Annotated in this window: 14 protein-coding genes, 1 tRNA gene and 2 pseudogenes; 4 read left to right on the top strand and 13 right to left on the bottom strand. The window is 73.9% G+C overall.

Annotated features, from left to right (window positions below; all coding sequences use genetic code 11):
* Positions 1-36: 36 nt before the first annotated feature.
* From H300_RS25990 to H300_RS0109655, 11 genes and pseudogenes are all read right to left on the bottom strand, one after another.
* Positions 37-2,136, bottom strand: coding sequence for a polysaccharide pyruvyl transferase family protein (locus tag H300_RS25990; RefSeq protein ID WP_078515851.1), 2,100 nt, complete (start codon positions 2,134-2,136; stop codon positions 37-39).
* Positions 2,133-3,347, bottom strand: coding sequence for a hypothetical protein (locus H300_RS25985; protein ID WP_051269842.1), 1,215 nt, complete (start codon positions 3,345-3,347; stop codon positions 2,133-2,135). The genes H300_RS25990 and H300_RS25985 overlap by 4 nt, the downstream gene beginning before the upstream one ends.
* Positions 3,348-3,446: 99 nt before the next feature.
* The gene (locus H300_RS0109695) at positions 3,447-4,844 is read right to left on the bottom strand and encodes a polysialyltransferase family glycosyltransferase (RefSeq protein ID WP_486583676.1); all 1,398 of its coding nucleotides are present in this window, start codon (positions 4,842-4,844) and stop codon (positions 3,447-3,449) included.
* 2 nt (positions 4,845-4,846) lie between these two features.
* Positions 4,847-5,905: a glycosyltransferase family 2 protein gene (locus tag H300_RS0109690; RefSeq protein WP_028427278.1), complete on the bottom strand. Its 1,059-nt coding sequence runs from the start codon at positions 5,903-5,905 to the stop codon at positions 4,847-4,849.
* 160 nt (positions 5,906-6,065) lie between these two features.
* Positions 6,066-7,520 carry a serine/threonine-protein kinase gene (locus H300_RS25980; protein WP_037979728.1) on the bottom strand — a complete coding sequence of 485 codons (1,455 nt, stop codon included), beginning with the start codon at positions 7,518-7,520 and terminating at the stop codon, positions 6,066-6,068.
* Positions 7,517-8,152 (bottom strand): hypothetical protein, encoded by a 636-nt coding sequence (locus tag H300_RS0109680; RefSeq protein WP_158678344.1) that lies wholly within the window; start codon positions 8,150-8,152, stop codon positions 7,517-7,519. Before H300_RS0109680 ends, H300_RS25980 begins: the two co-directional genes overlap by 4 nt.
* 253 nt (positions 8,153-8,405) lie before the next feature.
* The gene (gene mfd, locus H300_RS0109675) at positions 8,406-11,945 is read right to left on the bottom strand and encodes a transcription-repair coupling factor (protein WP_028427276.1); all 3,540 of its coding nucleotides are present in this window, start codon (positions 11,943-11,945) and stop codon (positions 8,406-8,408) included.
* A gap of 324 nt (positions 11,946-12,269) precedes the next feature.
* Positions 12,270-14,935: pseudogene (locus H300_RS25975) on the bottom strand (ABC transporter permease).
* Positions 14,932-15,719 (bottom strand): annotated as a pseudogene (locus H300_RS25970) (ABC transporter ATP-binding protein). The pseudogenes H300_RS25975 and H300_RS25970 overlap by 4 nt, the downstream one beginning before the upstream one ends.
* 282 nt (positions 15,720-16,001) lie before the next feature.
* A complete protein-coding gene (locus tag H300_RS0109660; RefSeq protein WP_037979724.1) occupies positions 16,002-16,898 on the bottom strand; it encodes an IS982 family transposase in 897 nt (298 codons plus the stop codon).
* Positions 16,899-17,301: 403 nt separating this feature from the next.
* A tRNA-Gln gene (locus H300_RS0109655) sits at positions 17,302-17,373 on the bottom strand.
* Between the two features lie 870 nt (positions 17,374-18,243).
* On the opposite strand from H300_RS0109655, the gene H300_RS0109650 reads away from it, so the two are divergent.
* The gene (locus H300_RS0109650) at positions 18,244-19,605 is read left to right on the top strand and encodes a histidine kinase (RefSeq protein WP_028427274.1); all 1,362 of its coding nucleotides are present in this window, start codon (positions 18,244-18,246) and stop codon (positions 19,603-19,605) included.
* Positions 19,606-19,776: 171 nt separating this feature from the next.
* Here the strand turns inward: H300_RS0109650 and H300_RS31820 are convergent, their stop codons facing one another.
* Both H300_RS31820 and H300_RS31815 read right to left on the bottom strand, forming a co-directional pair.
* Entirely contained in the window at positions 19,777-20,259 is a 483-nt protein-coding gene (locus H300_RS31820) for an SUKH-3 domain-containing protein (RefSeq protein ID WP_028427273.1), read from the bottom strand.
* A complete protein-coding gene (locus H300_RS31815) occupies positions 20,256-20,759 on the bottom strand; it encodes a YwqJ-related putative deaminase (RefSeq protein ID WP_028427272.1) in 504 nt (167 codons plus the stop codon). Before H300_RS31815 ends, H300_RS31820 begins: the two co-directional genes overlap by 4 nt.
* Positions 20,760-21,032: 273 nt before the next feature.
* Between H300_RS31815 and H300_RS0109635 the strand changes: the two genes are divergently transcribed.
* The 3 genes from H300_RS0109635 to H300_RS31810 all read left to right on the top strand — a co-directional run bounded on the left by H300_RS0109635 (position 21,033) and on the right by H300_RS31810 (position 25,890).
* The gene (locus H300_RS0109635) at positions 21,033-22,007 is read left to right on the top strand and encodes an SMI1/KNR4 family protein (RefSeq protein ID WP_028427271.1); all 975 of its coding nucleotides are present in this window, start codon (positions 21,033-21,035) and stop codon (positions 22,005-22,007) included.
* 6 nt (positions 22,008-22,013) lie between these two features.
* Positions 22,014-24,284 (top strand): SUKH-4 family immunity protein, encoded by a 2,271-nt coding sequence (locus H300_RS0109630; protein WP_028427270.1) that lies wholly within the window; start codon positions 22,014-22,016, stop codon positions 24,282-24,284.
* A 511-nt stretch (positions 24,285-24,795) separates the two neighbouring features.
* A complete protein-coding gene (locus H300_RS31810; RefSeq protein WP_199779159.1) occupies positions 24,796-25,890 on the top strand; it encodes a cellulose-binding protein in 1,095 nt (364 codons plus the stop codon).
* Positions 25,891-25,915: the final 25 nt, after the last annotated feature.

Genomic DNA, 25,915 nt, shown 5'->3' with positions numbered 1-25,915 from the left:
CCCCCGGGGCCCGCCTGCGTACCGCCGCTCCCGGGGTCAGCCCCGGACGGCGGCGGCGCCGTCCGGGGAGCGGCGGCCCCCGGGGACGGCCGCGGCGGCCGGCGCGCCCAGGTGGCCGGCGAGTACGGCGAGGTTCTCCCGGGTGGTCCGCCAGAGCAGCTCCTGCCGGCCGTGGACGTCGGCGACGGCCGCCTCCTGGTAGTCCAGGAGGGCGAAGGCCCGCTCGGTGAGGCGCCCCGACAACTGCCGGTCGTGCACCGAGACGCCCCACTCCGGGCGGTCGATGTCGGCGAGGAAGTAGGCCAGCTTGGGGTGCGAGACCAGGCTGAGCACCGGGGTGCCGCAGCCGAACGGGATCATCCCGGCGTGCCCGCGCATGCCGATGACCAGCCCGGCCTGCCGGTAGACGTCCAGGACCCGCGCGTTGTCCAGGTCGTAGAGCGGCTCCACCGGCAGGCTGATGCCGTGCTCCCGCCGCAGGTCGTGGACGAACCGCTCGTCCGCGGGGGTGTGCGGGGCGTACCGGACGTCGGCGCGGGTGCGCAGCCGGCGCACCGCGTCGGCCATCTCCGCCAGGAAGTGCCCGTAGCCGCGGCCGAAGCGGAGGCCGGCACGGTCGTAGGCGCAGTTGAGCAGGACGCCGCCGTCCCGGAGCACCGGCGCGTCCCCGCCCGGGGCGAGCAGCCGCATCACGGTCGTCGGGCACGGCTGGTAGCCGACCTTCTCGCGCAGTCCGGCGGGGAGCAGCTCCCGCACCTTCTCCACCGAGCCGCGGTTGCGCAGCCCGAAGAACGCGGATCGCTCGACCAGGGTGCAGAGGCTGCCGGTGAAGCGTTCGCGCGCGTAGGACTGGCCGTCGAAGACGTTGAAACCGACCGCGAAGACCGCCAGCGGCACGGTGATCCGGGCCAGCAGCTCGTCGGGGACGTTCCACTGCCAGCCACTGGTGCCGTTCGGCCAGGTGTCCGGAAGGAAGAGCCCTCCCCCGCCGACGACCAGTCCGCGCCGGGCGTTGACCTCCTCCAGGGCGGCCTCGTCGAAGAGCCGGTGCACCGGTACCGGGTGCCAGCCGCGGGGGCCGATCTCCCCGGAGGTCCACCCGGAGAGCGAGCGCCGCACCGCCTCCGGGAGCACCTTGTCCCCGGCGTTCTCCTGCCCCGACGCGTAGAGCGCCGCGTGCGCCAACTGCTCCGCCGGCGGCAGCGGCTCGCCCTCCGGTCCGTCCTGCGCCCCGCGCCCGAACGCCGCGTCCGGCCGGTCGCCGTCGCCGAGGTGGAGGGCACGGCAGGTGCGGTTGACGGGTTCCGCGTCGAGGCCCTGCCAGGCGCATTCGCGGGCCGTCGCCTCGTCGCCGCGCAGCCAGGCCAGCCGGGCGAGCCGGCTGAACGCCTTCGGCGCCACCTCGGGGGAGACGGTCGCCAGCAGCAGGTGGGTCTCCGCCTCGTCGTAGCGGGAGCAGGCCATCAGCGCACTGCCCAGCGTCTCGTGGAACCGCGGCTGGTTGGCCTTGGCGTCGGCGCCGGCGAGCACCTCGACCGCCTCGCGGTAGCAGCCGCGGTCGTAGTGGGCGAGCCCGAGGGTGCGGGCCAGGTCCACGGTGGGCCGCGCGGCGAGCAGCGGCACCCCGAGGTGCAGCAGCAGCTCCGGGTGCTTTCCGCCGGGCAGCGCGCAGTAAGCCGCCCGGAACGCCTCGTCGTCCAGCAGGTAGCGGCGGCGCTCCCCGACGTCCGGAGTGCGCTGCACGGCCAGTCCCGGCCGCAGCAGCCAGCCGCTCTCCAGCGGGTACACGCTGTCGTGACCGGTGGCGCTTCCGCCCTCGTGCCCGGGGCCGCGCCCGGTGGGCCGCCGGGGACGGACGAGTATCCGGGGGTGCAGGCGGCGCAGGGCCGCCACCGCCTCAGCGGGCAGCCCCGCGTCGGGGTCGTCCGGGTCGGCGTCCGGGCCGGTGTGCAGCAGGACGAAGTCCTCGCAGCACTCCGGATTGGTCAGGGCCATGCTCCGCAGCAGGGTGGGGACGTCCGCCAGCCCGTCCGCGTCGGTCCGGCAGAGGAAGGCCGTGCGGGGCTTGGCGGCGAGGGGCCGAACGGCGGAAGGGGCCCGGCCGCCGGTCCGCGCGGGGGTGCTCGCAGAGGTCATCGCAACGCGGTCCTTGTCTCGGTGCTGTTCTTCGCCCGGGCGGTCACCCAGTCGCGCTCCTCGGGCCGGAGCAGGCCGAAGCCGAACAGGTCGACGCAGGGGGTGACGTCGAGGAAGTCCAGCAGTCGCAGCACGGTGAAGGTGCTGGTGGTGCGGACGGAGTCCCAGTCGTCCTCGCCGAGCAGCGCGGGGTCCTGGAGCGGACGGCGCAGCGAGTCGTCGCCCAGGTACTGCTGCGCGCCGGGCACCGCCCGGCGGATCGCCTGCCGCCACTGCGCGGCGGGGTCGCCGAACACCAGCCGCGCGGTGACCGGACGGTCCCAGCAGGCCGTGCCCTCGGCCGTGACGGCGTGGACGTCGGCACGCTCGCCTTCCCGGAAGGTGCCGCACCGGACGACCACGTCGTACCCTTCCAGCGCGGTGGCGGGCACCCGGCCGGTCACCACGCACACCGACCGTCCGGCGAGGCGGTTGCGCAGGTCCCACACGCCGAGCGGCTCGGTGCCGCCCAGCAGCGGGTCGGGCATCGGCTCCCGGTCCAGCGCACGGCAGAAGTCCGCGTACAGCTCGGCCAGCCGGCGGACGTCCGCACCGGCCGCACCGGCCGCCGCCAGCCGGGCGGTGAGGTGGGCGGTGAATGCGGCGCGCACCGCCTCCGGGTGCTGCTCCTCGGCCACCGCGGCCGCGAACGCCCGGGCCTCCGGCGGGCCGTCACCGGGCAGCTCCGCGCAGCGGGCGGCGGCCTCCACCAGCGCCGCCCGCTTGGCGTCGATCAGCTCCCCCAGGCGGCGGACACCCACGGAGCCGTCGCTCGCCAGTTCCGCGTACCGGGCGACGGCCTCTCCGGCGGCCTGGTGGCGCCCGAGGCCGTCCAAGGCCAGTGCGCGCAGCCGCCAGGCGCCACGCGAGTTGCGGCGCACCGCCACCGCGGTGTCCGCGAGGCGTGCGGCCAGGGCCAGTTCCGACCGTCCCCCTGCTTCCACCGCCCGGTCGCCGGCGCGCAGCAGCGCGTCGAAGAGCTCCGTGCCCGGCGTGCCGCCGGGGTGCCGGGAGTGCGCGGCCAGCAGCGCGCCGAGGGCTGCGGCCAGTCGCGTGCGCTCCGGCTCACGCCCCGGTGACGCGTCCAGGCCCGCGAGGTAGTCGGCGCACTCCTGCGCGCAGTGGGTGAGCGGACCGGACACGTCCGGTTTGAAGGGCCACTTCGTCCTCATGGTTCTCCACTGTTGGGCGACAGGACGCGCACGGTGCCCGCCGCGCCCGGCCTCCGCGATGTCCGGCGGACACCGCGGAGGTGAACAGTGCGGGAAGGGTCAGCGCAGCTTCCGCTTGACCTTGCGGGCAGCCCGCAGCGCCGTCCCGGTGCCGGGCAGCCTGCGCACCACCCCGGGCGCGAAACCGCCGGGCAATTGCAGGGCGGTGAGCCGGCGGCGCTTGAAGTAGCGGGCGGTGTCCCCCGTCAGGTTCGCCCGCAGCCACTCCTCCGCCTCGGGCCGCAGCTCCGGGTAGCGGTCGGCCTGCATGCAGTACCCGACCGTCCGGACCAGCGGGCCGACCCGGGCGGCGGCCGACGGGTCGTCGGCGACCCGCTCGCCACCGGCCTCCACGGTGGGCACCAGGGCGTCCACCAGGGTCAGCGGCACCCGGTTGCTGTTCTGGTACGGGGTGAGCCGGTCCAGCAGTTCCTCGGTGCCGACCCGTGCCACGGGCACCCGGTAGCAGGTCGCCGCGGTGAGCATCGCGGTCGAGAAGCAGCCCACCACCAGGCTCGGCCGCAGGCGCTCGAACACCGTCTCGGCCAGCATCGGGCGGTCGAGCACGGTGAGGGCGACCCCGGCGTCGGCGGCGGCCTTGTCGAGGACCTTGGAGTACCGGGCCGGGGCGGTGGGATGCGGCTTGAACAGCACCGCACGGTGCCCGGCCGCGGCGGCGCCACGCAGCATCCGCTCGTGCAGCGCCTCCTCCTCGTCCACGGTGAGAATGCCGAGCGCGGCCAGGTACTGGCCGAGCAGGACGGCGGTGGGGGCAGGTTCGAGATGCAGGTCCTCGCCGTGGGCCAGTTCGTCGAGCACCCCACGGAAGGACGCCGCCGGCACCAGCTCGCCGGGGACACCGTACTCGGAGAGCAGCATCGGCCGCAGCCCCGGCACCAGGTCGAGGTGGAGCACCCGGCTGATCCGGCAGGCGGTGGCCTGCGGAAGCTTCTCCCGGGTGGGGCCGTAGCTCATCAGCCCGTCGGCGTACACGTGGATCTCGGCATCGGCGAAGATCGTGCACAGCGCCTTGGCCGGGCTGACGTGCACGGACTCCACGACCAGGTCCACCGGACCGTTGCCCAGACCCCAGGAGGCACGGAACATCCGCTGCCACACCGGGGAGTCGTTGGCGGCCGGGGCCCAGCCGCTCGGGTGGTGCGGGCGGATGGTGTGGTTCCAGTCGACCACCGCGTCGAAGCGGGTGGTGAGTCGGTGCCAGCCGGCCATGTCCCGGAGCCGGGAGGCGGTCTCCGGTACGGCCGCGTTCTGCGACACCAGCAGGACGCGGTGGGCCCGGTCGGCGGAGCCGAACCGGCCGGCGTCCAGTGCCGCCGCCAGGGTGGCGGCGCCGTAGAGAGTGGAGACTTCGAAGATCTGCGCCCGGCGGGGCGCCGCGGGCCGGGAGACGGCCGCCGCACCCGGGCTGTTCGGGCTGTTCGGGCTGTTCGGGGCCATGGTCAGGCTGCCCTCCGTGTTCCGCCCAGCAGGCGCCGCAGCGCCTTTCTGCGCTCCGGGTCCAGGTCGCGCAAGGTCGCCTCCAGCACCGGCGGCGGCATCCGGCGCAGCGCGGCGGCCGAGTCCCGCTTCAGCTGCCGGGCCGCCGTCGGCTCGTACCGCTGGGCTCCGGCCGCGTGGAAGGCGAGCATCGCGCAGTACGTACGCACGATCTTGGGGAGGAAGCGGTCCGCCTCCCGGTCGGCTGCGACCTCGGCCAGGACCAGGTCGTGCGCCGGGATGAAGTCCAACTGGCGGGCGTCCCTGATCTGGGTCAGTGAGGTGGTCACCCCTCGGCGGTAGAACACCCCGAGCAGCCCGACGGTGGCGAAGGACTCCGCCCGCAGGTGGAGCTGCCACATGAACACCCGGTCCTCCGCCGTCCGCAGCTCGGGCCGGAACCGCACCCCGGTCCCGTCCGGTGCCGTGGACGCGGTCGGGGCGGCGACCGCCTGCGGGGCCGGGCCCGCGTCCTGAGCCGGCGGCACGTCCGCGGAACGCTGGTCGAAGAGCGAGCGGCGGTACACGCCGGCCCAGACGAAGGGGTAGTCGACCATCGTCTCCATCGAGGCCGGTGCGATCGCGTCCCGGGGGTCGGCCACCGCGTCCCGGCACCGGGCGGGCGCCCGGCGCACCACCCGCTCCGTACCGGTGCACTGCACGTGATCGGTGCGCACGAAGTCACAGTGCAGGTCCTCGGCGGCGTGCAGCAGTTCGTCGAGGTAGCCCGGGGCGTACCAGTCGTCGCCGTCGAGGAAGGTCAGGTAGTCGCCGCGGGCGGCGTCGATCCCGGTGTTGCGCGCCGCGGCGATGCCGAGGTTGCGCGCGTGGGTGAGCACCCGGGCGCCCGGCAGCCACTCCCGCGCGGCGCGGGCGAGCAGCTCCCCCGTCGTGTCCGTCGAGCAGTCGTCCACCAGCAGGAACTCCACCTGCGGTCCCGCGTTCAGGGCCAGGCTGCGCAGGGTGTCGGGGACGAAGTCCTGCACGTTGTGGCAAGGAACGATGACAGAGAGCTTGGGCACGTGTTGGTTTCCAGACGCCGCGGACACATCCGGAGGCCCCGGCCGGTGACCGGCCTCCGTTCCGTGAGCGTAGCCAGGTGACCAACGCAGCGGATGCCACCCGGGGGACGTCCGGGTGAACTCTCGGCGTACGGTCCGCGAACCGCGCGGCCGGCCGCGGTCAGCCGCCGCTGAGCTGCTGCCGACAGAAGACCTCGTCCTGCCGGAGCTGGACCACGGCCGGGTCGTAGGGGCCCTTCTCCGCGGTGAGTTCCTGGATCAGCCGGGTGATCTCCGGCAGCGCCCTGGCGTACTGCCCGGTGTCGACGAGGGTGGCGGCGTACTGCTTGCGCAGCGTGCGGACCACCGGGGAGCCCTCGCCGTGCTCCGCGACGGCGGCCGGGAGTGCCTGGCCGAGCATGTCGGCGACCAGCGTGTACCGGCCGGCGGCGAGCAGGCGGCGCACCTCGGTCAGGGTCCCGGCGAGTCCGCCGCCGGAGTGCGGGCCGCCGCCGGACGATACCGGGCCGTGCGGCGGTGGCGGTCCGGCGGCGGGGAAGCCCCCGGTCGGGCCGTACGCGGGCGGCCCGAAGCCGCCCCGGCTGCGCGGGTCCGGGGCGGACGCGGCGAACGCGGTGCCGCCCCGCGGCGGAGGCTCCGCGGGGCGGCGGGCGGGCCAGGGGGCCATCGGCTCACGGAACGGCCGGGTCGGGTCCAACGGCAGGGCGGCGGCGCCGGGCAGCGGGTGGCGCGGGAGCAGGGGCCGGAGCACCTCGTGGACCTCGTGCGCGTCGGCGGGGCGCGCGGCCGGGTCGGTGTCCAGCAGCCGGTGGGCCAGATCGGCCAGCACCTCGGGGATCTCGGGGCGGAGCCGACGCAGCGGCTCCGGCTGTTCGTGCAGCTTCTTGTACAGCAGACCGGCCGCCTCGGGCGCGAGGAAAGGGGCCCGGCCGGTGGTGAGTTCGTAGAGCAGGACGCCGAGCGCGTAGAGGTCGGCGGCCGGGCCGACCGGGGTGCCGCCGGTGGCCTGCTCGGGCGCCATGTAGACCGGGGTACCGATCAGGGCGCCGGTGCGGGTGAGCCGGGTGGTGTCACCGGCGGAGGCAACCGCCGCGATGCCCAGGTCGAGGACCACGACCCGCCCGTCGGGTCGGACGATGACGTTGCCCGGCTTCAGGTCCCGGTGGATGATCCCGGCGGCGTGCACGGCGGCGGTCGCCGAGCACAGCTGGGTGACCACGGCGACGGCCCACTGCCACGGGTAGGGCTCGTTCTCGGCAAGGTGGTCCCCGAGGCCGCTGCCGTCCACCCACTGCATCACCAGGAACAGCTCGTCGTCATCCCGGCCCGCGTCGAAGACCGTGACCAGTCCGGGGTGGTCGATCTGCGCGGTCACCCGACACTCCCGCTCGAAGCGCTCGCGCAGCTCCTCGTAGGCGCCGCGGCCGGGCCCGCCGGGGCTGCCGTAGAGGTCGGAGAGGCCGGACAGCGAGGCCATCCGGTGGGAGTTCATCAGCTTCACCGCCACCGGACGCCCGCCGAGGCCGCGGTCGTGGCCACCCCACACCTGCCCCATGGCCCCCTTGCCGAGCGGCTCCGTCAGCTCGTAGCGGCCTGCGACGAGACGGCCGATCAACGGCCCTCCCGCCGTCGGAGCAGTTCGTCGAGCTCGTCCAGCTCGGAGGCCACCTGCCGCATCCGGGGCGAACCGGGCTGCGGCTCCGGCGGCGCGCTCCCGGACGGTACGGGCTCAGGTGACGCGGGCCGGGACGACTGCGCAGGCGGAGAGGGGTGCGGGAACGGCTGCGGCGCGGGCTGCTGCTGGTGCGGGAACCGCGGTTGCAGGGGCTGCTGCGGCCGTGGGGGGTGCGGCTGGGCGTAACCCCCACGCTGCGGGCCGGGGTACCCGTACGCGGGAGCCACTGGGCGGCGGTACGGGGACGGGCGGACGAACCGGTCGCCGAGGAGGGCGTGGACGGTGGCGCCGAGCACGTAGAGCAGCAGGAACACGACCGCCTGGTCGTCCTCGGGGGTCTGGACGTCGGGGTCGGTCGACATCCGGCTGGCGAGGACGACCAGAACCACGCACAGCACCACGCTCAGACCGAACAGCGCCCAGTCGAGTGGTCGGCGGCGCTGGATCGCGAGGCGCAGCGCGGGGACCCAGCCCAGGAAACCGAGGGACAGCAGAGGGAACGCCGCGAAGAACAGCCGAGCCGCCATCGCCCTCGCGCCGGGACCGGACGGGCGGGGCTGCGGCGGTGACATCGGCCGGCCGTACATCAGCACTCCATGCGTTGGCAGTTCGCCACGTCGCGTCCTGCGTGGGTGGTGCACGGGCACAGTATCCGGCCCCGCCGACAACCGGTGCGCGAACAGAGGGAGCAGCATAGCGAACCCCGGGCTCCGGGGGCCCGGGATCGGCGGGGGGATTCGGCGCCGCACACCCGGCGCGGGCCCCGGCCGGGAGCCCCGGTGCGGCGGGGTTCCCGGCCCGCGGCGGGCTCAGGAACCCACGGGCTCAGGAACCCACCACCGCGGTGAGGAACCCCCCTACCCAGGCCAGCAGATCCCGGCCCACCACCGGCTTGCCTCCGATCCCGCCGCCCGACTTCGGACGCGGCACCAGCACCTGCTGCGCCGACTCCTTCACCACCGAACCCGGATACACCCGGTTCAACCGGAGCTCCTGCGACTCCCGCAGCTCCACCGGCCCGAACCGCACCCGGTTCCCCTGCAAGGTGATGTCGGTGACCCCGCAGGACCGGGCCAGCATCCGGAGCCCCGAGACCAACAGCAGGTTCTCCACCGGCTCCGGCAGCGGACCGTACCGGTCCGCGAGCTCCTCACGGACCGCCCGGACGTCGTCCTCGGAGGTCGCCGACGCGATCGCCCGGTACGCCTGGAGCCGCAACTGCTCCCCCGGCGCGTAGTCGTGCGGCACGTGCGCGTCCACCGGCAGCTCGATCTTCACCTCCAGCGGAGCCTTGTCCTCCACCTCTCCGCCGGCCAGCGACGACCGGTAGTCGGCAACCGCCTCGCCGACCATCCGCATGTACAGGTCGAAACCGACACCGGCGATATGGCCGGACTGCTCGCCGCCCAGCAGATTGCCCGCACCACGGATCTCCAAGTCCTTCATCGCCACGTACATGCCCGCACCCATCTCGGTGTGCTGCGCGATGGTGGCCAGGCGCTCGTGCGCCGTCTCCGTCAACGGCTTCTCCGGCGGATACAGGAAGTAGGCGTACCCGCGGTCCCGCCCCCGGCCCACCCGGCCCCGCAACTGGTGCAACTGCGACAGCCCGAAGTTGTCACCGCGCTCCAGGATCAGCGTGTTCGCGTTCGAGATGTCGATCCCCGACTCCACGATCGTCGTCGACACCAGCACGTCGAACTTCTTCTCCCAGAAGTCCACCACCACCTGCTCCAGCGCCGCCTCCGACATCTGCCCGTGCGCCGTCGCGATCCGCGCCTCCGGAACGATCTCCCGCAACCGCGAAGCAGCCCGGTCGATCGACTCCACCCGGTTGTGGATGTAGAAGACCTGGCCCTCCCGCAGCAGCTCCCGGCGCACCGCCGCACCGATCTGCCGCTCCTCGTACGGACCGACGAACGTCAGCACCGGGTGCCGCTCCTCCGGCGGCGTCGTGATCGTCGACATCTCCCGGATACCGGTGACCGCCATCTCCAGCGTCCGCGGAATCGGCGTCGCCGACATCGTCAGCACGTCCACGTTCGCCCGGAGCTTTTTGAGCTGCTCCTTGTGCTCCACACCGAAGCGCTGCTCCTCGTCGACGATCACCAGACCGAGGTCCTTGAACTTCGTCTGCGAGGAGAACAAGCGGTGCGTACCGATCACCACGTCCACCGAACCGTCCCGCAGCCCCTCCAGCACCGCGGTCGACTCCGTCTCGCTCTGGAACCGCGACAGCGCCCGCACCCGCACCGGGAACTGCCCGTACCGCTCAGTGAACGTCCCGAAGTGCTGCTGCACCAGCAGCGTCGTCGGCACCAGCACCGCCACCTGCTTGCCGTCCTGGACCGCCTTGAACGCCGCCCTGACCGCGATCTCCGTCTTGCCGTACCCGACGTCCCCGCACACCAGGCGGTCCATCGGCACGGACTTCTCCATGTCCTCCTTGACCTCGCCGATCGTCGTCAACTGGTCGGGCGTCTCCACATAGGGGAACGCGTCCTCCAGCTCCCGCTGCCACGGTGTATCCGTCCCGAAGGCGTACCCCGGCGCCGCCATCCGCGCCGAGTACAGCTTGATCAGGTCCGCGGCGATCTCCTTGACCGCCTTCTTCGCCCGCGCCTTCGTCTTCGTCCAGTCCGCACCGCCCAGCCGGTGCAGCGACGGCTGCTCACCCCCCACGTACTTGGTGATCTGCTCCAACTGCTCCGTCGGCACGAACAGCCGGTCACCCGGCTGCCCCCGCTTCGCCGGGGCGTACTCCACCAGCAGGTACTCACGCGTCGCGCCCTGGACCGTCCGCTGCACCATCTCCACGTACCGGCCCACACCGTGCTGCTCGTGCACGATGAAGTCCCCGGGCGCCAGCGTCAGCGGATCGATCGCCCGGCGCCGCCGCGCCGGCATCCGCGCCGCCTCCCGGCCCGCCGCCTTCTGCCCCGTCAGGTCCGTCTCCGTCAGCACCGCCAGCTCCAGCCCCGGCGCCACGAACCCTTTGTCCAACGACCCGCACGAGACCTGCACCACCGACGGCGGCGGCAGCCGCGCCGGCTCGGTGTCCTTCCGGGCCGCGATGCCCTCCGCGCCCAGCACCTCCACCGTGCGCTCCGCCGGACCGTGCCCCTCGGTCAGATAGACGCACCGCCAACCCCGCGACAACCAGTCCTTGGTGTCCGCCAGAGCCCGCGCCGTGTCCCCGCGATACGACTCCGGCGCCCGCATCCCCAGCGTCAGGGTGTCCCCGTCCACCTCCTCGTCCGCGGCGAACGGACTCACCGACCACCACAGCATGCCCCGCTCCCGCGCGTGCTCCCGCACGTCCGCGATCCCCCACAGCGACGCGGCACCCACATCGATCGGCGCCGCGCCACCACCGGCCGTCGCCGCCCACGACGCCTGCAGGAACTCCTGGCTCGTCGCCACCAGATCCGAGGCCCGCGTGCGCACCCGCTCCGGATCGCACACCACCGCCATACTGCCCGCGGGCAGCACGTCCAGCAGCAACTCCATCTCGTCCACCAGCACCGGAGCCAGCGACTCCATCCCCTCGACCGCGATGCCCTCCGCGATCCGGCCCAGCAGCTCCTCCAGCTCCGGATGCTCCTGCGCGAGCCGTGCCGCCCGGGCCCGCACCTCCTCGGTGAGCAGCAGCTCCCGGCACGGCGGCGCCCACAGCCCGTGCTGCGCCACCTCCAGCGAGCGCTGGTCCGCCACCTTGAAGTAGCGGATCTCCTCCACCTCGTCGCCCCAGAACTCCGCCCGCAACGGATGCTCCTCGGTCGGCGGGAACACGTCCAGGACCCCGCCCCGGACGGCGAAGTCACCGCGCTTCTCCACCAGCTCCACCCGGGCGTAGGCGGCAGCCGCCAGGCCGGCGACCACCTCCTGGAGATCCGCCGACTCCCCCGCCCGCAGACTCACCGGCTCCAGCTCCCCCAGGCCCTTCACCTGCGGTTGCAGCACCGACCGCACCGGCGCCACCACCACACTCACCGGGCCCGACGCCGGATCGTCCGCACGCGGGTGCGTCAGCCTGCGCAGCACCGCCAGCCGACGGCCCACCGTGTCGCCGCGCGGGGACAACCGCTCGTGCGGAAGCGTCTCCCACGACGGGTACTCCGCCACCGAGTCCTCCGGAAGCAGCGAACGCAGCGCCGCCGCCAGGTCCTCCGCCTCCCGTCCGGTCGCCGTCACCGCCAGAACCGGACGTTGCGCGTCCCTGGCCAGCGCGGCCACCGCGAACGGCCGGGCCGCCGGCGGGCCCACCAGGTCGACGTGGTGGCGGTTGCCGTCAGAGGCGGCCCGGACGGCCTCGGCGAGCGCAGGGTCCTTCACGACAGCGTCGAGCAGACCGGTCAGAGTCATGGAGCGTTCCGTCCCCGAAGAAGGCTGGACAACACGAAGGGCCCGACAGGCAAGCCGGCCGGGGATGCCCAGCGTACGCCGTCCGCAGCCCCCGCACCCGTCGGCCGCGGCCCCCGCACCACCCCTTCACCACCGACACCACCGCGCCCCGCCACCGACCGACCCGGACCGGCGCAGAAACCGGACGGGCAGCCCCACCGGCGCCGGACGGGCCGGGCAGCAGCGATACGCCGCCCCGGCCCGGACCGTGGGCGGCGGCGCACCGCGGTGTCCGGCCGGGAGACCACCCCGCCGACCGGGCACCGCACCACACGAACGAACGAGTCACTCGGTCGCGATGGCGTTCAGCACGTTCGTCCGCCCCGCCCGGAAAGCCGGCACCAGCGCCGCGACCAGACCCACCAGCGCCGAACCGAAGAAGACCGCCCCGATCGTCGGCCACGGGATCTCCAGCGTCGTGAAACCCTCCAGCGCCAGCAACCGCTGACCGGCGATCCCCCACGCCACTCCCAGGCCCAATCCCAGCAGCGCGCCGAACAGCGCGATCACCACCGACTCCAGCCGGATCGTCCGGCGCAACTGCCGCCGCGACAAACCGATCGCCCGCATCAGCCCGATCTCCCGCGTCCGCTCCACCACCGACAGCGCCGAGGTGTTCACCACTCCGAGCACCGCCACCACGATGGCCAGCGCCAGCAGGCCGTAGACCATGTTCAGCAACCCGCTGACCTGACCCTCCGGCATCTTCTTGTCATCAGCCTGATCCCGCACCGTGTACTGCGGGAACGGCTTCACCTCCGCCTTCAGCGCCTCGTACGCCGCGGCCTCCTGGCCCTCCACCGCCGTCCCGAACATCATCATGTTCAGCGGCATCCGATCCGCCGGCAGATGACGGGCCGCGGTGTCCAGACCCATGAACATCGCACCCGGGTCCAGCGTCGTGTCCGACGAGGTCACCGCCCCCAGCGTCAGCGTCACCGAGCCGTCCGCCCCCGGGAACACGGTGGCGACCTCGTCGCCGACCGCCAAGCCGTGCTCGGCGGCGAACTCCTCGTCGACCGAGAAACGGTCCGGCCGGTAGGCGTCCCGCAGCTCCCCCTCGACCGTCTCCGTCCGCACGTCCTGCGTGTACGTCGGCGACGCCGCGACCAGCCAGGACGGCTCCACCTTCGCGCCGCCCGGCACCGTCAGCTCCACACCCTCGATCGCCCGGCGCTCCGAGAAGCGCTCCAGCCCCGGAGCCCCCCGGAGCGCCTCAGCGGCCTGCCAGCCGATCGGCTGCCCGGTGTCGCCCGACACGATGAAGTCCGCACCGACCGAACGATCCAGCTCGTCGGACGCCGAGGCCACCAGCGAGGACCCCACCACCGACAGACCCGCGACCAGCGCCAGCCCGATCATCAGCGCCGCGCCCGTCGCCCCCGTCCGCCGGGGATCGCGCAACGCGTTCCGCTCCGCGAGCCGCCCCGTCGGGCCGAACACCCGCACCACCAGCACGCTCAGCACCCGCACCACCAGCGAGGCCAGCAACGGCCCCACCAGCACCAACCCCAGCAGCGTCAGCACCACACCGGACGCCAGGAACAGCGAACCCCCGCTCGCCGAGGACACCCCGGCCGCCACCACCAGCGCCGCACCGCCGACCGCCGTCACCAGCAGCCCCGCCACCCTGCGGAAACGCACCGAAGCGCCCTCCGCCGGCAGCCCGGAATCCCGCAGCGCCGCCATCGGCGACACCCGGCCCGCCCGCCGCGCCGGCAGATACGCCGCCAGCACCGTCACCAGCACACCGAGACCCAACCCGACCACCGGCGTCGACCAGCCCACCGTCAGGTCCTGTGTGCTCAGGCTCATGCCCAGCAGGCCCATCAGCTCCATCAGGCCCACCGCGAGACCGATCCCCGCGCACACACCCAGAACCGAACCGAACACCCCCAGCAGCAGCGCCTCGAACAGCACCGAGCGGTTCATCTGCGACCGCCCCGCACCGATCGCCCGCATCAGCCCGATCTCCCGGGTCCGCTGCGCCACGAGCATCGAGGACGTGTTCACGATCAGGAAGCCGCCCACCAGCACCGCGATCCCCGCGAAACCCAGCAGCGCGTACTTGAGGACGTCCAGGAACCCACCCATCTCGCTCTTGCTCTCGGCGGCGACCTCCTCCTGCGTCCGCACCTCGTACCCGCCGTCAGGACCCGCCCGACCGGCTTCCGCAGCGGCTGCGGCTTCCCCGTCTCCGTCCCCCGGGGACCCCCCGCTCCCCGAACCCGCCACGGCGTCCTCACCGAGCACGGACCGCACGTTGCGGCGCAGCAACTCGTCCGTCGTCCCCTCGGCGGAGACCACCGCCACCTGCGTGTACGCCTGTGTCGACCCCAGCAGCTCCCACTGCGCCGTCTCCTCGTGGAAGTTCGGCACCGCAGCACCCGGATTCGTCACCCGGAACGTCGAGATCCCCGAGACCCGGGTGAGGAACTCACCGTCCGCCGTGATGGTCCGCAGTTCGTCGCCCAGTTCGAGACCGTGCTTGTCGGCCGTGTCCGCGTCGACCATCACGTCGGTCGGACCCCGCGGCGGGCACCCCGCCGTGACATCCATCGACAGCCGGTCCAGATCGGTCCAGTTCGACGCGACCGTCGGCGCGCCCGTCGTCGGGCCGATGCTCTCGCCCGACGAGTCGACCACCGTCACCGTGGTGCTGGCCACGAGACCGAAGGCCTTCTCGACGCCCTCCGCCCCCGGCGACCCGGTCCACCAGCGCGGCGGGCACGGTCGCCGAACGGCCCGTCACCGGCGTCCTCGCGGGCCGGCGAGACGGTGACGTTCGCCGCCGTGGTCGCGAACAGCCGGTCGAAGGTGGAATCCATCGTGTCGGTGAAGACCAGCGTCCCGCAGACGAATGCCACCGACAGCGCCACGGCCAACCCGGAGAGCGTCACCCGCCCCTTGTGCGCGAAGGGGTTGCACAACGAGGTTCTCAGTACTGTCATGACACCCGCCCCAGGGTGTCGAACGCCTTCATCCGGTCCAGCACCGACTCCGCGGTCGGCCGCCGCATCTCGTCGACGATCCGGCCGTCCGCCAAGTACAGCACCCGGTCGGCGAACGAGGCCGAGACCGGGTCGTGCGTCACCATCACGATCGTCTGGCCCAGCTCGTCCACCGAGCGTCGCAGGAAGTCCAGCACCTCCGCACCGGCCCGGGAGTCCAGGTTCCCCGTCGGCTCGTCGCCGAAGATGATCGACGGGCGAGCCGCCAGCGCCCTGGCCACCGCCACCCGCTGCTGCTGCCCGCCGGGCAGCTCGCTCGGACGGTGCTTCAGCCGCCCCCGCAGACCGACCGTCTCGATCACCCGGTCCAGCCACTCCAGCTCCGGCTTGCGTCCGGCGATGTCCAACGGCAGCGTGATGTCTCCGTCGCGGTCAGCGTCGGCAGCAGGTTGAAGGCCTGGAAGATGAAGCCGATGTGGTCCCGGCGCAAGCGGGTCAGCTTCTTGTCCTTCATCCCCGAGATCTCGGTACCGCCGACCCACACCTGACCCGAGGTCACCGAGTCCAGACCGGCCAGGCAGTGCATCAGGGTGGACTTGCCGGAGCCGGACGGCCCCATGATCGCCGTGAACCCGCCCCCGGCGATCTCCACGTCCACCCGGTCAAGGGCCACCACCCTCGTCTCGCCCGCGCCGTACGCCTTCACGACCTGACGCCCCCGCGCGGCCACGACCGTACTTCCTCCGCTGTCCCCGGTCCTGGGATTCACCACAGCCGACCTCACGAATGTCTCCTCAATACGCCTGGAAGGACTGTTGCGAGGCGCCCCCCGCGGACCACGGTCCGACCCGGCGGCAGCCTCACGACAGCCTGCTGAGCCGGCCGGCGGCACACGGTGGTGCTCCTCGGCCTCTGCGGGCGGAGGCTTTCCCCACCCCCGTGCTGCGGCGGCCCCGACCCGCTTCCCACGCTAGGCATCGGACGCGCGGATCTCGTCCTGCGCCGGAACGAACCGGGCACCGGGGCATCCCCGTGGCGCCCCCCTGGACGAGTAGTTCCGATGTGTTCAGTGATCGAATGCGGTCAGCGACCGCAGGACCGGTGCGCCGGTCTTGTGGTTGTGCCAGATGGCCGAGGTCATCGCGAGGATGCGCTGGGCGATGCGGACGGCGACGCCCTCGAAGGTCCGGCCGCCGTGCTGTTCCAGGTCGAGCTGGCCCTTCAACGTGTCGTTGACCGACTCGATCAGCTGCCGCACCGACTTCAGCAGCGACTCGCCCTTGCGACGCTTCTCCCGCTTGAACGACGGACGGAGCAACTCCGCGCCCTGGAAGGCCAGATCGGCCTCGAACTCCTTGGAGGCGAAGCCCTTGTCGGCGATCAGCAGCAGGCCGGGCCTCTCGGCCGCCAGGTCGGGCTCGCGGTCCAGCATGGCGGCCAGCACCTCCCGCTCGTCGATCTTCGGGTTCGCCAGTGCCCACGTGATCGGTATGCCCGTCGGGGTGCAGACCAGGAACAGCCGCAGGCCCCAGTAGAACCGCGAGTGCGAAGCGCAGTACCCGTATCCGGCCCAGCCGGCCATGTCCGACCGCTTCACCGTCGGCCGCGACATGCCGCACGGCACCGGCGTGGAGTCGATGATCCAGTGGTTGTCGAACCAGAAGTCCGTATCCGTCACAAGAAGGCGTATCGCGTTCTTGACCAGCGGCAGCGCGGCCCGCAGCCGCTTGTTGTATCCGGGCCGCTCGGGCAGGCACGGGAACATCGCGCCCAGGTTGCCGCGGGCGAACCGCAGCCAACGCGCCTCCGAGGTGAAACCCGGCAGGGCCTGCGCGACGGCCAGGCAGACCAGCTCGGAGTCGCTCAACTTCGGTGGCCTGCCCAGCCATCGAGTCCCTCCGATCTCGTCGTCGATCTTCACGTACAGTCCGGTGATGAGGGCGTCCAAGTCTTCGTTCGTCACAAAACGATCTTGGACGCCCTCTCTGCATCCTGGGAAGCATCACCAGCGTTCGGAACTACTTGCCTAGGGGTGGCTGCCGGGTGCGCGCCGCGCCGCCCCCGTGCCGACCGGGGCGGAGGCGGCGTGACAGGCGGCCGGAGCAGTTGCGGGTGCAGGAGGCACCGGACGGCGGCGGCCGGACCGACCCAACGGCGGCCGGGGCTCAGGGCGTTCACGCGGGAGGGGAACGGGCGCCGAGGGGCGCTGCCGGAAACGGGGCCGCGGGAGGAGCCCGCACCGGAGGACGGGGGCATCGGGGGGATGCCCGGGACGTCGGCAGTTCCCTCGTGCGGAAGGAGGGGCCTGGCGCATCGGCGAGGAGCGCACCCTCAACCTCGGGACACCGCTCGCGAACGGAAGCGAGCTCCGCTGCCAGGACTCGAACCCGGACTGACTGGACCAAAACCAGCAGTGCTGCCGATTACACCACAGCGGATAGCAGTGCGTGCCAAAACAGACACCGGACACCTTGCCGTGCACCCGCGTTGACGCCCCCCACTATGCCGTACCACCACCCCTCGATGCGACGGCAGAGATCGGCGCCGTCCAGAAGACGGACGACGAGACAGCCGCAGTAGTCCGCTCCGACGTTCCGGCGGACCGTCCTCGGGTTGTGCTTCTTGGGTGCCGTGGCTCCGAAGTCGGCGACCTCGGCGCCGACCAGCGCGGCCCAGTGGCGCTGCCACTCCGCGGCACGGCGGCGGACCTCCGGCCGCCATCCCCGACTGGCCCGTTCCGAGGCCTCCGCCCGCAGGAGGTCCTGCCGCTCCGGAGGGGGAGGTCGCGGACTCAGAGCGAGACGGGACTCTTCGACACCCCCGACTCGGCGGCGACCTCCGCGCAGGCCCTGCCGGGCGCGGCGGAGCGAGTGGACTCGGGAGCGGAGCGCCTCCTTCACTCGCGGGCGGCGGGTCCAGGGCCGTGGGGCGCAGCAGGTGGTTGAGGGTGCTGTCGCCGACGATGCCGAGCTGCTCCCGGATGACGGACCGGCTGTGACCCGCGCGGCGAAGGTCGACGGCCCGCTGCCGCAGCGAGGCGGCGGAGCCGGGGGTGGAGGGCGGACCGGGGGGCGGAGGAGGGGAGCGAGGGAGCGGGGCTGTGCGGTGGCGACGCGCCGGGTGGGTTCCATGAGCTCAGCATGGGCCCGCTGGGCACTCCAGGATTCGAAAATGCCTGCGATTCACCGGATCGAAGGAGGAACGGAGGATTTCGCTCCTCTTCCATTCCACCGGCGCGCGAAATCGCAGGCAGGCACGTCCGGGCGCCCCCGGGAAATCGGGTGGCGGCCGGTCGTAGTCTGGTCGGTATGACCGAGACGGGGGAAGTTGCCCGCGCCCGGGGGCCGGCGCCCCGGGGGCCGCTCTGGTGGCCCAGGCGCCGCAGTGCCGTGCTGGACGTGACGCTCGCCGTCGTCTCCGCAGCGGACTGCGCACTGCAGGGGGTCACGTTCGCCCGGGAGGCCGGTATCCCGGTGGCGTCGGGCATCGCGCTGGGGACCGCGGTGGGCGCGTCCCTCGTGCTGCGCCGCAGGTTCCCGATCGCCGTCGTGCTGGTGGCCATCGCGGTGATCCCGGCGCAGATGGGCTACCTCCTGGGCACGGTCGGCTTCTACACCCTGGCGGCGTCGGAAGTGCCGCGCCGGATCATCGCCCTGCTGGCGGGCATGGAGATCGCCGGTATCTTCGTGATCGCCACCATCGCGATGCGGGACGGGCCGGACGGGTTCATCGCCCCGATGGGGTACGTGCTGCTGTTCGCCGCGCTACTCGCGCTGATCGCGACGGTACCGCCGGTGCTGCTGGGGATGTACGCGGGTGCGCGGCGCCGCCTGGTGGACGCCCTGCGGGAGCGTGCGGACGGGCTGGAGCGCGAGCTGACGCTGCTGGCCGACCGGGCGGAGGAGCGCGCCGAGTGGGCGCGGAGCGAGGAGCGCACCCGCATCGCCCGGGAGATGCACGACGTGGTGGCGCACCGGGTGAGCCTGATGGTGGTGCACGCGGCGGCCTTGCAGGCGGTGGCTCTGAAGGATCCGGAGAAGGCGGTGAAGAACGCCGCGCTCGTCGGCGACATGGGCCGGCAGGCGCTGACGGAGCTGCGGACGATGCTCGGGGTGCTGCGTGCACACGAGACCTCGCCGACCGCCGTCGGTGCGGTGCCGGAGGCCGCGCCGGGCACCGGGGCCGGCGCGGGCGCGCGGCGCGGCGGGGAGGCGGACGGGCAGCCGCTGGCGCGGGTCGCCCGGTGCGCGGAGGCCGCGGCGCAGCGGGAGTCGGCCGGGGGGCCGGGGTTGGCCGAGTTGGAGCGGTTGCTGGACGAGTCGCGTGCCGCGGGGGTGACGGTGGAGCTGTCGGTGGAGGGCGAGGCCCGCCGGTATCCGGAGGCGGTGGAGCAGACGGCGTTCCGGGTGGTGCAGGAGGCGCTGACGAACGTGCACAAGCACGCCGCGGGCGCGCCCACCCGGGTGCGGTTGGCGCACCGGGAGCGGGAGGTGGCGGTGTTGGTGGAGAACGCGCCCGCCGCGGAGGGGGTGGCCGGTGCGCGACTGCCGAGCGGCGGGAACGGGCTGGTCGGGATGCGTGAGCGGGTGTCCGCGCTGGGTGGCGGGTTCGTGTCGGGGCCGACGAGCGGGGGCGGGTTCCGGGTGTCCGCGGTCATTCCCGGGGGTTGACGCCCCGGAGCGGTGCGGGCGCCTCGGAGCCGCCCGCAGGACGCCCGCGGAGCGACGCGGGGTGCTTCCCGGGACGCGGGGTGCTTCCCGAAGCGGCGGGCGTCCCGGGGACGCCGCCCCGCAGGCCGCGGCGGCGTTCGGCAGTGCCCGGCGTCCCGCCGGCGCCTCCGGTCACTCGCTGGCGTAGCTGAGCCGGGTGGGCCCGGTGCCGGTGACGAGGGCGGCGAGGGCGGCGTCGAAGTGCGGTCCGAGGTACCAGTCGCCGCTGTGGTCGAGACTGTAGACGCGGCCCTGGGCGTCGATGGCGAGCAGCGCGGCTCCGCCGTTCTCCTCGCCGAGCGGGGCGACCTCGGTGCCGAGGGCGCGGCCGAGGTCGTTGAGGGTGCGGGCCCAGTGCAGTCCGGCCTCGGGGTCGACGTGCAGGGCGGTGGGGGCGACGTGCAGGCCTGATCCGCTACCGGCGATATGGAGGAGGCCGAACTCGGCCCAGGCCTCGACGGCTGCGGGGAAGACGGCGTGCCGGTGGCCCGCGGGCGATACGTGGGCGCGGAGCCGGTCGGCCCAGATCTCGGCCTGCCGGATGTCCCAGCGGCCCGGGCGCCACCCGGCGGTGCGCAGGGCGGCGTCGACGGCGACGGGGAAGCGGATGCTCACCGGGCGGCGTCCGGGTCGACGGCGCGAACGCCGAAGTGGGTGAGGAGCGCGGTGCAGGAGCGGCACGGGGGCGCGTAGGTGCCGTGTGCGGGGTCGCCGTCCTCGCGGATGCGGCGGGCGGTGAGTCGGGCGTGCTTGAGGGCCCGGCGTGCGTCGCCGCCGGTGAAGGGTTTGCGGGACGCGCGTCTGGAGCGGCCGGCCTCGACTGAGGTGAGGAAGCGGGAGAGGAGCACCGCTTCGGGGCAGCGTCCGGTGTGGCGTTCGCGGCGGTCGGTGGTGAGGGTGTCGAGGTAGTCCCGGACGAGAGGGTGCAGGGTGGGTGGCTGTGCGGCCTTGCCGGCGGTGCAGGTGAGGGTGGCGCCCCGGACGGAGAGGGCCGCGGCGACGGTGGGCAGGATACCGTCGCGCCGGCGCCGCAGCAGGGGGACGCTGCCGTCGGCGGGTCCGCCTGCTGCGCCCCCGTCGATGCGCGGGTCCGCGGAGTGCTGTGCCGTGTGCATGGTGGTGCTTCCTCCGTACATCCCCCGAGTCCGAGAGCTGACTTTGCCAAAGATTCCGTCCGTTGTGGAAGTCCGGTGGTACGTGAGGCATGTCCCGTTCCCTCAGTGGGGCGGGCGCGGGCCGGGCGGGATCCCTTCTGCGGGTACGGAGCGAAGGGCTGCGGTGCTCGCCGGCGGCGGAGCCCGCCTCGTCCGGTGCCCTGCGCCCGTTCCCGTCCGGGGAGAGCCTTTAGGCTGTGCGGAACAGTCAGCAGCACCCAGGGGAGCACCGCCATGACGACAGGTCGGCTGGGGCAGCAGGCCGCGCCGCCGAACGGGGCCTACGCCGGGCAGGTCGTGCACTTCCCGGATCCGGTTCGGGCCGCGCGATACCCGCAGGGCGTGCGGGTGGACGAGGCCGGCTTTCCGGTGTTCTCGGCGTACGCGCGGGCGGCCGCGGAGATCGCGGAGCCGCCGGAGGGTTTCGGTGCGGACGAGCTGCGCCTGACCGACTACGTGTCGGCGAACGCGGCGCTGCACGCGTCGGGGCACGAGTTGTGGGCGAGTCTGCCGCCGGTGGCGACACCGCACGGCTGGACGTGGCACCACGTGGTCGGCGGGCGGCGGCTGGAGCTGGTCCCGATGGAGGTGAAGGCGCTGCTGCGGCACCACGGCGGGCTGGCGACGACCGGGGTGGACCGGGACAAGCGCGGCACGAGGCCGTTGCAGGAGACCGGTCCGGCGCACTTCGCCGTGCCGCAGGGGGTGTCCGTCCCCGAGGAGCAGGTCGAGCACGTCGAGGAGGGCCTGGGGTACCGGCTGCCGGGCGCGTACCGGTCCTTCCTGAAGGCGGCGGGGGGGTGCGCGCCGGTGGGCGTGGCGCTCGACGCGGAGCTGGGACTGCTGGTGGACCAGCCGTTCCTGACGGTGCGGGACGAGCCCGCGGTCAACGACCTCGTCTACGCGAACAAGTGCCTGCGGGACCATCTGACGAAGGACTTCCTCGGCGTCGGTTTCGTGCAGGGCGGTCTGGTCGCGGTGAAGGTGCGCGGGCAGGGGACGGGCTCGGTGTGGTTCTGCGCGTTCGACGACCCGCGGGACCGCGACGGGATGGACGTGCGGGAGCGGATGGCGGAGCTGCTGCTGCCGTGCGGTGAGGACTTCGACGATTTTCTGCTGCGGCTCGTGGGCAGTCCGCCGGAGCTGGAGACCGTGGCCGATCTGATGGTGGACGGCGGCTTCGCGCGCGCGGTCCCGGTGGAGGGGTGAGCGGTTGTGGTGACGCTTGCGCAGGCGCAGGAGCGCGCGGAGCGCTGGGTGAACGGCGGGCTGCCCGCCTACCAGCACCGCGAGGTGCGAATCCGGGAGTTCGAGCTGGGCTTCGTGGCATGGGCCGAGGACCGGCCGGACGGTCCGACCTCGGACGGCGGCCGGGTGCGGCTGGTGGTGGCCAGGGACAGCGGCGAGTCGACGCTGTGGCCGGGGTTGCCGGTGGGTGAGGTGATCCGGCGCTTCGAGGAGGCGTACGGTGCCGCGCCGGTCGTGGACGCGCCGGCGGCGGCGCAGCGGGTGGATCTGGAGGCGACGTCGTTCCTGCTGACGCCGCCGGAGTGGCTGCAGGAGGCCGCGGACCGGATGGGCCTGCCGGCTCGGCCGGAGGCGTCCGGGGGCGGAGCGGCGGGTGACTCCGGGGACGGTTCCGCGCCGGGCGCGTCCCCGGGCGGGTGGCCGACGCCCGCGGCGGGTGCGCCCGCCGCGGGGGCGGGCGGGGGTTCCTGGGCCGACACCTCGGGTTCGGGGTCGGGCGAGTCGATCGAGCTGCCGGACACCGTCTTCGCACCGTCGCTCAGCGGCAGTGACGACGAGGACCGGCCGGCGTCGCCCGGTGGTGGGGGCGAGGTGCCGACGGCGCTGATGCCGGACGGCAGTTCGCTGCCCCGTACGCAGTTCTCGCCGGCGCTCGGTGATCCGGCGGAGGGCGAGCCGTCCGGGCGTCCCGCCGGTCCGTCCGACGGCCCGGCCCCCGGTGCCTCGGACATCGCCGACGCGGCGACGAGCCGGGCCCCGCGTGAGGACCGGCCAGGGCGCGGCGGTGGACCGTCGGTGCCGCCGCCGCCGGGCGCGCCGGGCGCGCGGCCCCCGGAGGCGGAGCCGGCGGGCGGGTACGTTCCGACGCAGTTGGTCTCGTCGCAGGAGCTGGCGGCCCAGGCGGGTGCGGATCCCTCGTCCGGACCCGGCCCGGAGGGCGGCACTCCGCCCTCCGGCGGGGTGCACCAGGCCGCGACGATGCTGTCCGGGCCTGCCGCGGGTTCCGGTGGCCCGCCTGCGGCCCCGAGCCCGCCGGGTGCCCCGGGTGCGCCGGGAGGAGGGCCACCGCCCGCGCCGGGCACCCCGCCACCGCCCGCGCCGGGCACCCCGCCGCCAGATGGCGGCGTGCACCAGGCCGCGACGATGCTGTCCGGGCCCGGTGGCCCGCAGCACCCCGCGGCACCGCACGCGCCGCAGCCCCCGGGCCCGGTCGTGCCGGGAGCGCCGGGCGCGTACGGGTACCCACCGCAGCAGAGCGGGCTGCCGACGGTGGGACCGGGCTACATGGCGGTGCTGCGCTACCGGGCTCCGGACGGGTCCGAGCAGCAGCTCATCCGCCGGTCGGCCCCGGGCACGCCGCATCCGGAGTGGCAGATCATGTACGAGCTGCGGGCGATGAACGTGCCGCCGCAGCAGGTGCTGGAGCTGCACACCGAGCTGGAGTGCTGCGACCTGCCGGCCGGCTACTGCGCCCGGATGATCCGGGAGACCTGGCCGCAGGTGCGGATCAGCCACACCGCCGCCTACGGCCGCGACCACGCCTCGCGGCAGCAGGGAATGCGTCATCTGCTGGAGCACCAGGGCGAGTTGCACCAGGTGGCGGACGGTCCGGCGCGACCGGCCCCGGTGCGCGCGCCGTTGCCTCAGGTATCGCCCGCGGCGCCGGTCCCGCCGGACGCCGTCGGGTACGAGCTGGCCCAGGCCTTCGGGCCGCAGGCGGTGTTCCGGTTCGACCAGCGGGCGGTGGCCCGTCAGGGCGTGCCGGAGGTGGTGGCGCAGACACTCGTGCGCGCCGGCCTGCCGGTGGACTTCGGGCCGTTCTTCTGGGCGCAGGCGCAGCCGGGGCGGCCGGTCCCGACGCTGGCGGAGCTGGCGCAGGAGCGCGGGGTGCACCCGGCGCCGGACGCCGGGACGTACTTGGTGATGGGCAGCGACTTCGGTCGGCAGTTGTGTGTGCAGTACGGCACCGCGCACATCGTGGCGGTGCCTCTGGAGGCGGGGCCGGGCGGACCGCCGGCGGCTCCGCAGTTCGTGAACACCGGCCTGCCGGAGTTCAGCCGCTGCCTGGGGCTTCTGGGACGAATGTGGCGGCTGCGGTTCGGGTTGACCCCGGAGCAGGCGGGACGCTGGACGGTCGACTTCCAGAACCAGTTGCTCTCCCTGGACGCGGCGGCGCTGGCAGGCCCGGAGAACTGGTGGTCGGTACTACTGGAGCAGATGTGGGACGGGCTCCTCTGAGCCCCACCCGCTGAGTCCTTCGCCGGCGGCCCCTCTCGTGGGGGCACCGGCCGTTCCGCCCCCGAAGGCCGGCGGGCGTGAACCGCACCGTCCGGCGGCGCTGCCAGACGTCCCGCACCGTCCGGCGCCTCCGTGCTCGCCCACGCCCCTGCCCCTACCCCTGCCCCTTCACCCGGGACAGGAGCAGGGCCGCGTCGTCCGTCCGCAGCCTGTCGGGGCAGCACCCTCCCGCCCCCGCCCCTGTGCGGCGGGAGAGGTTCACTGTGCGTCAACCTGTCGCGGGCCGACGCTCGTTCCGGTGATCGTGGCGGGAGTAGCGGGGCCGCTCCGAGGGGTATGTGCTGGTGTGGGGTGCGCGGTCGGCCGTGCGGGCACGCCACGACGTCTCGCATATCGGTTATTTCCGGTCTGCGCCGATTACGGGCCGCGGCGCCCGATGACGCATCCTTGAGGGCCAGAACAGCCAAAGTGGCACGCCATGGGCGAAATGCGCAGAGGTAAGGGGCTCGCCATGCCTTCGAAGGAATCGTCGGGGCCGATGGATCCGCAGCACGGTTTCTCCACCGGCCGGGGTCGCGGATACCGGCCCTCCCAGGTGGACCGCCGGGTCGCCGCCCTGCTGCGGGAACGCGACGACTCGCAGGAACGGGCCTCCCGGCTGACGGTCCTCGCCAGGGAGCTGACCGAGGAGACGGAGCGGCTGCGGACTGTCGTGGCGTCGCTGCCGCCCCCCACCTACGAGTCGCTCGGGGAACGGGCGCAGCTCATCCTCGCCGAGGTCCAGGCGGAGTCGGCGCAGTCGCGCCGGGACGCGGAGTCGGCGGCCCTCCAGATGCGGGAGGCGGCCGAAGCCCACGCGGAGACCGCCGCGGAGGCTGCCAGGACCGCGTCGGACCGGACGCGGACCGCCGCGCGGTCGGCGTCCGAGGGCACGGTGGACGCGGCCCAGGCACGCGCCGAGGACCTGCGGACGGCGGCCAGGGCGGAGGCCGAGCAGGCCAGGAGCGAGGCCGAGCACACCCTGCGGGACGTGAGTCGGCGGTGCGAGGCACTGCTGGCAGAGCAGGAGAAGGAGCACACCGCCTCGTGGGACGCGCTGGCACGCGAGCTGGCCGGCCAGGAGTCGGCGGCGAGCACCAGGGAGGCCGAACTGGAGGACGCGGGCAACGCGGCGCGGGCGGCGGCCGAGCGGGCGAGGACACGGGCCGAGGAGGCGGCGCGGCACCGGCAGGAGGACGCGGACGCGCAGGCGGAGGAGATCATCGCCCAGGCCGGGGTGCGGGTGGAGCGGATCGAGCGGGAGACCGAGCGGCTGCTGCGCGAGCACGGCGAGCGCCAGGAGGAGCTGCGCGACCACATGGACCACGTGCGCTCCAGCCTCGCGGCCCTCACCGGTCGGGAGCCCGCAGTCGATCCGGATGCGGAGCAGCCCCCCGCGTCCCCCTCCGGGTCCGCCTCCTCAGCGGAGCCCGCGTCCCCCGCGGTACCGCGGCCCCCGTCGGCCCCCGCGCCCGCCTCGGAGCCCGCGACCGGGCCGGAGACCGCGGCGGCGGCCGGCGCTCCTGCTGCCCGGGCGCGGCGGGCGGCAGGGGGACCAGCGGACTGACCGCGGCTGCCCGGTATCCTGCGGA

Source organism: Streptomyces sp. TAA040 (assembly GCF_000424845.1).
Note: the sequence above shows the minus strand (reverse complement) of the source record. Positions and strands in the feature narration are given on the sequence as shown.

Coding starts and splice junctions, on each gene's coding strand:
- H300_RS25990 (WP_078515851.1), bottom strand. CDS start 2,136: ATGACCTCTGCGAGCACCCCCGCGCGGACCGGCGGCCGGGCCCCTTCC.
- H300_RS25985 (WP_051269842.1), bottom strand. CDS start 3,347: ATGAGGACGAAGTGGCCCTTCAAACCGGACGTGTCCGGTCCGCTCACC.
- H300_RS0109695 (WP_486583676.1), bottom strand. CDS start 4,844: ATGGCCCCGAACAGCCCGAACAGCCCGAACAGCCCGGGTGCGGCGGCC.
- H300_RS0109680 (WP_158678344.1), bottom strand. CDS start 8,152: ATGTCACCGCCGCAGCCCCGCCCGTCCGGTCCCGGCGCGAGGGCGATG.
- mfd (WP_028427276.1), bottom strand. CDS start 11,945: ATGACTCTGACCGGTCTGCTCGACGCTGTCGTGAAGGACCCTGCGCTC.
- H300_RS0109650 (WP_028427274.1), top strand. CDS start 18,244: ATGACCGAGACGGGGGAAGTTGCCCGCGCCCGGGGGCCGGCGCCCCGG.
- H300_RS31815 (WP_028427272.1), bottom strand. CDS start 20,759: ATGCACACGGCACAGCACTCCGCGGACCCGCGCATCGACGGGGGCGCA.
- H300_RS0109635 (WP_028427271.1), top strand. CDS start 21,033: ATGACGACAGGTCGGCTGGGGCAGCAGGCCGCGCCGCCGAACGGGGCC.
- H300_RS31810 (WP_199779159.1), top strand. CDS start 24,796: ATGCCTTCGAAGGAATCGTCGGGGCCGATGGATCCGCAGCACGGTTTC.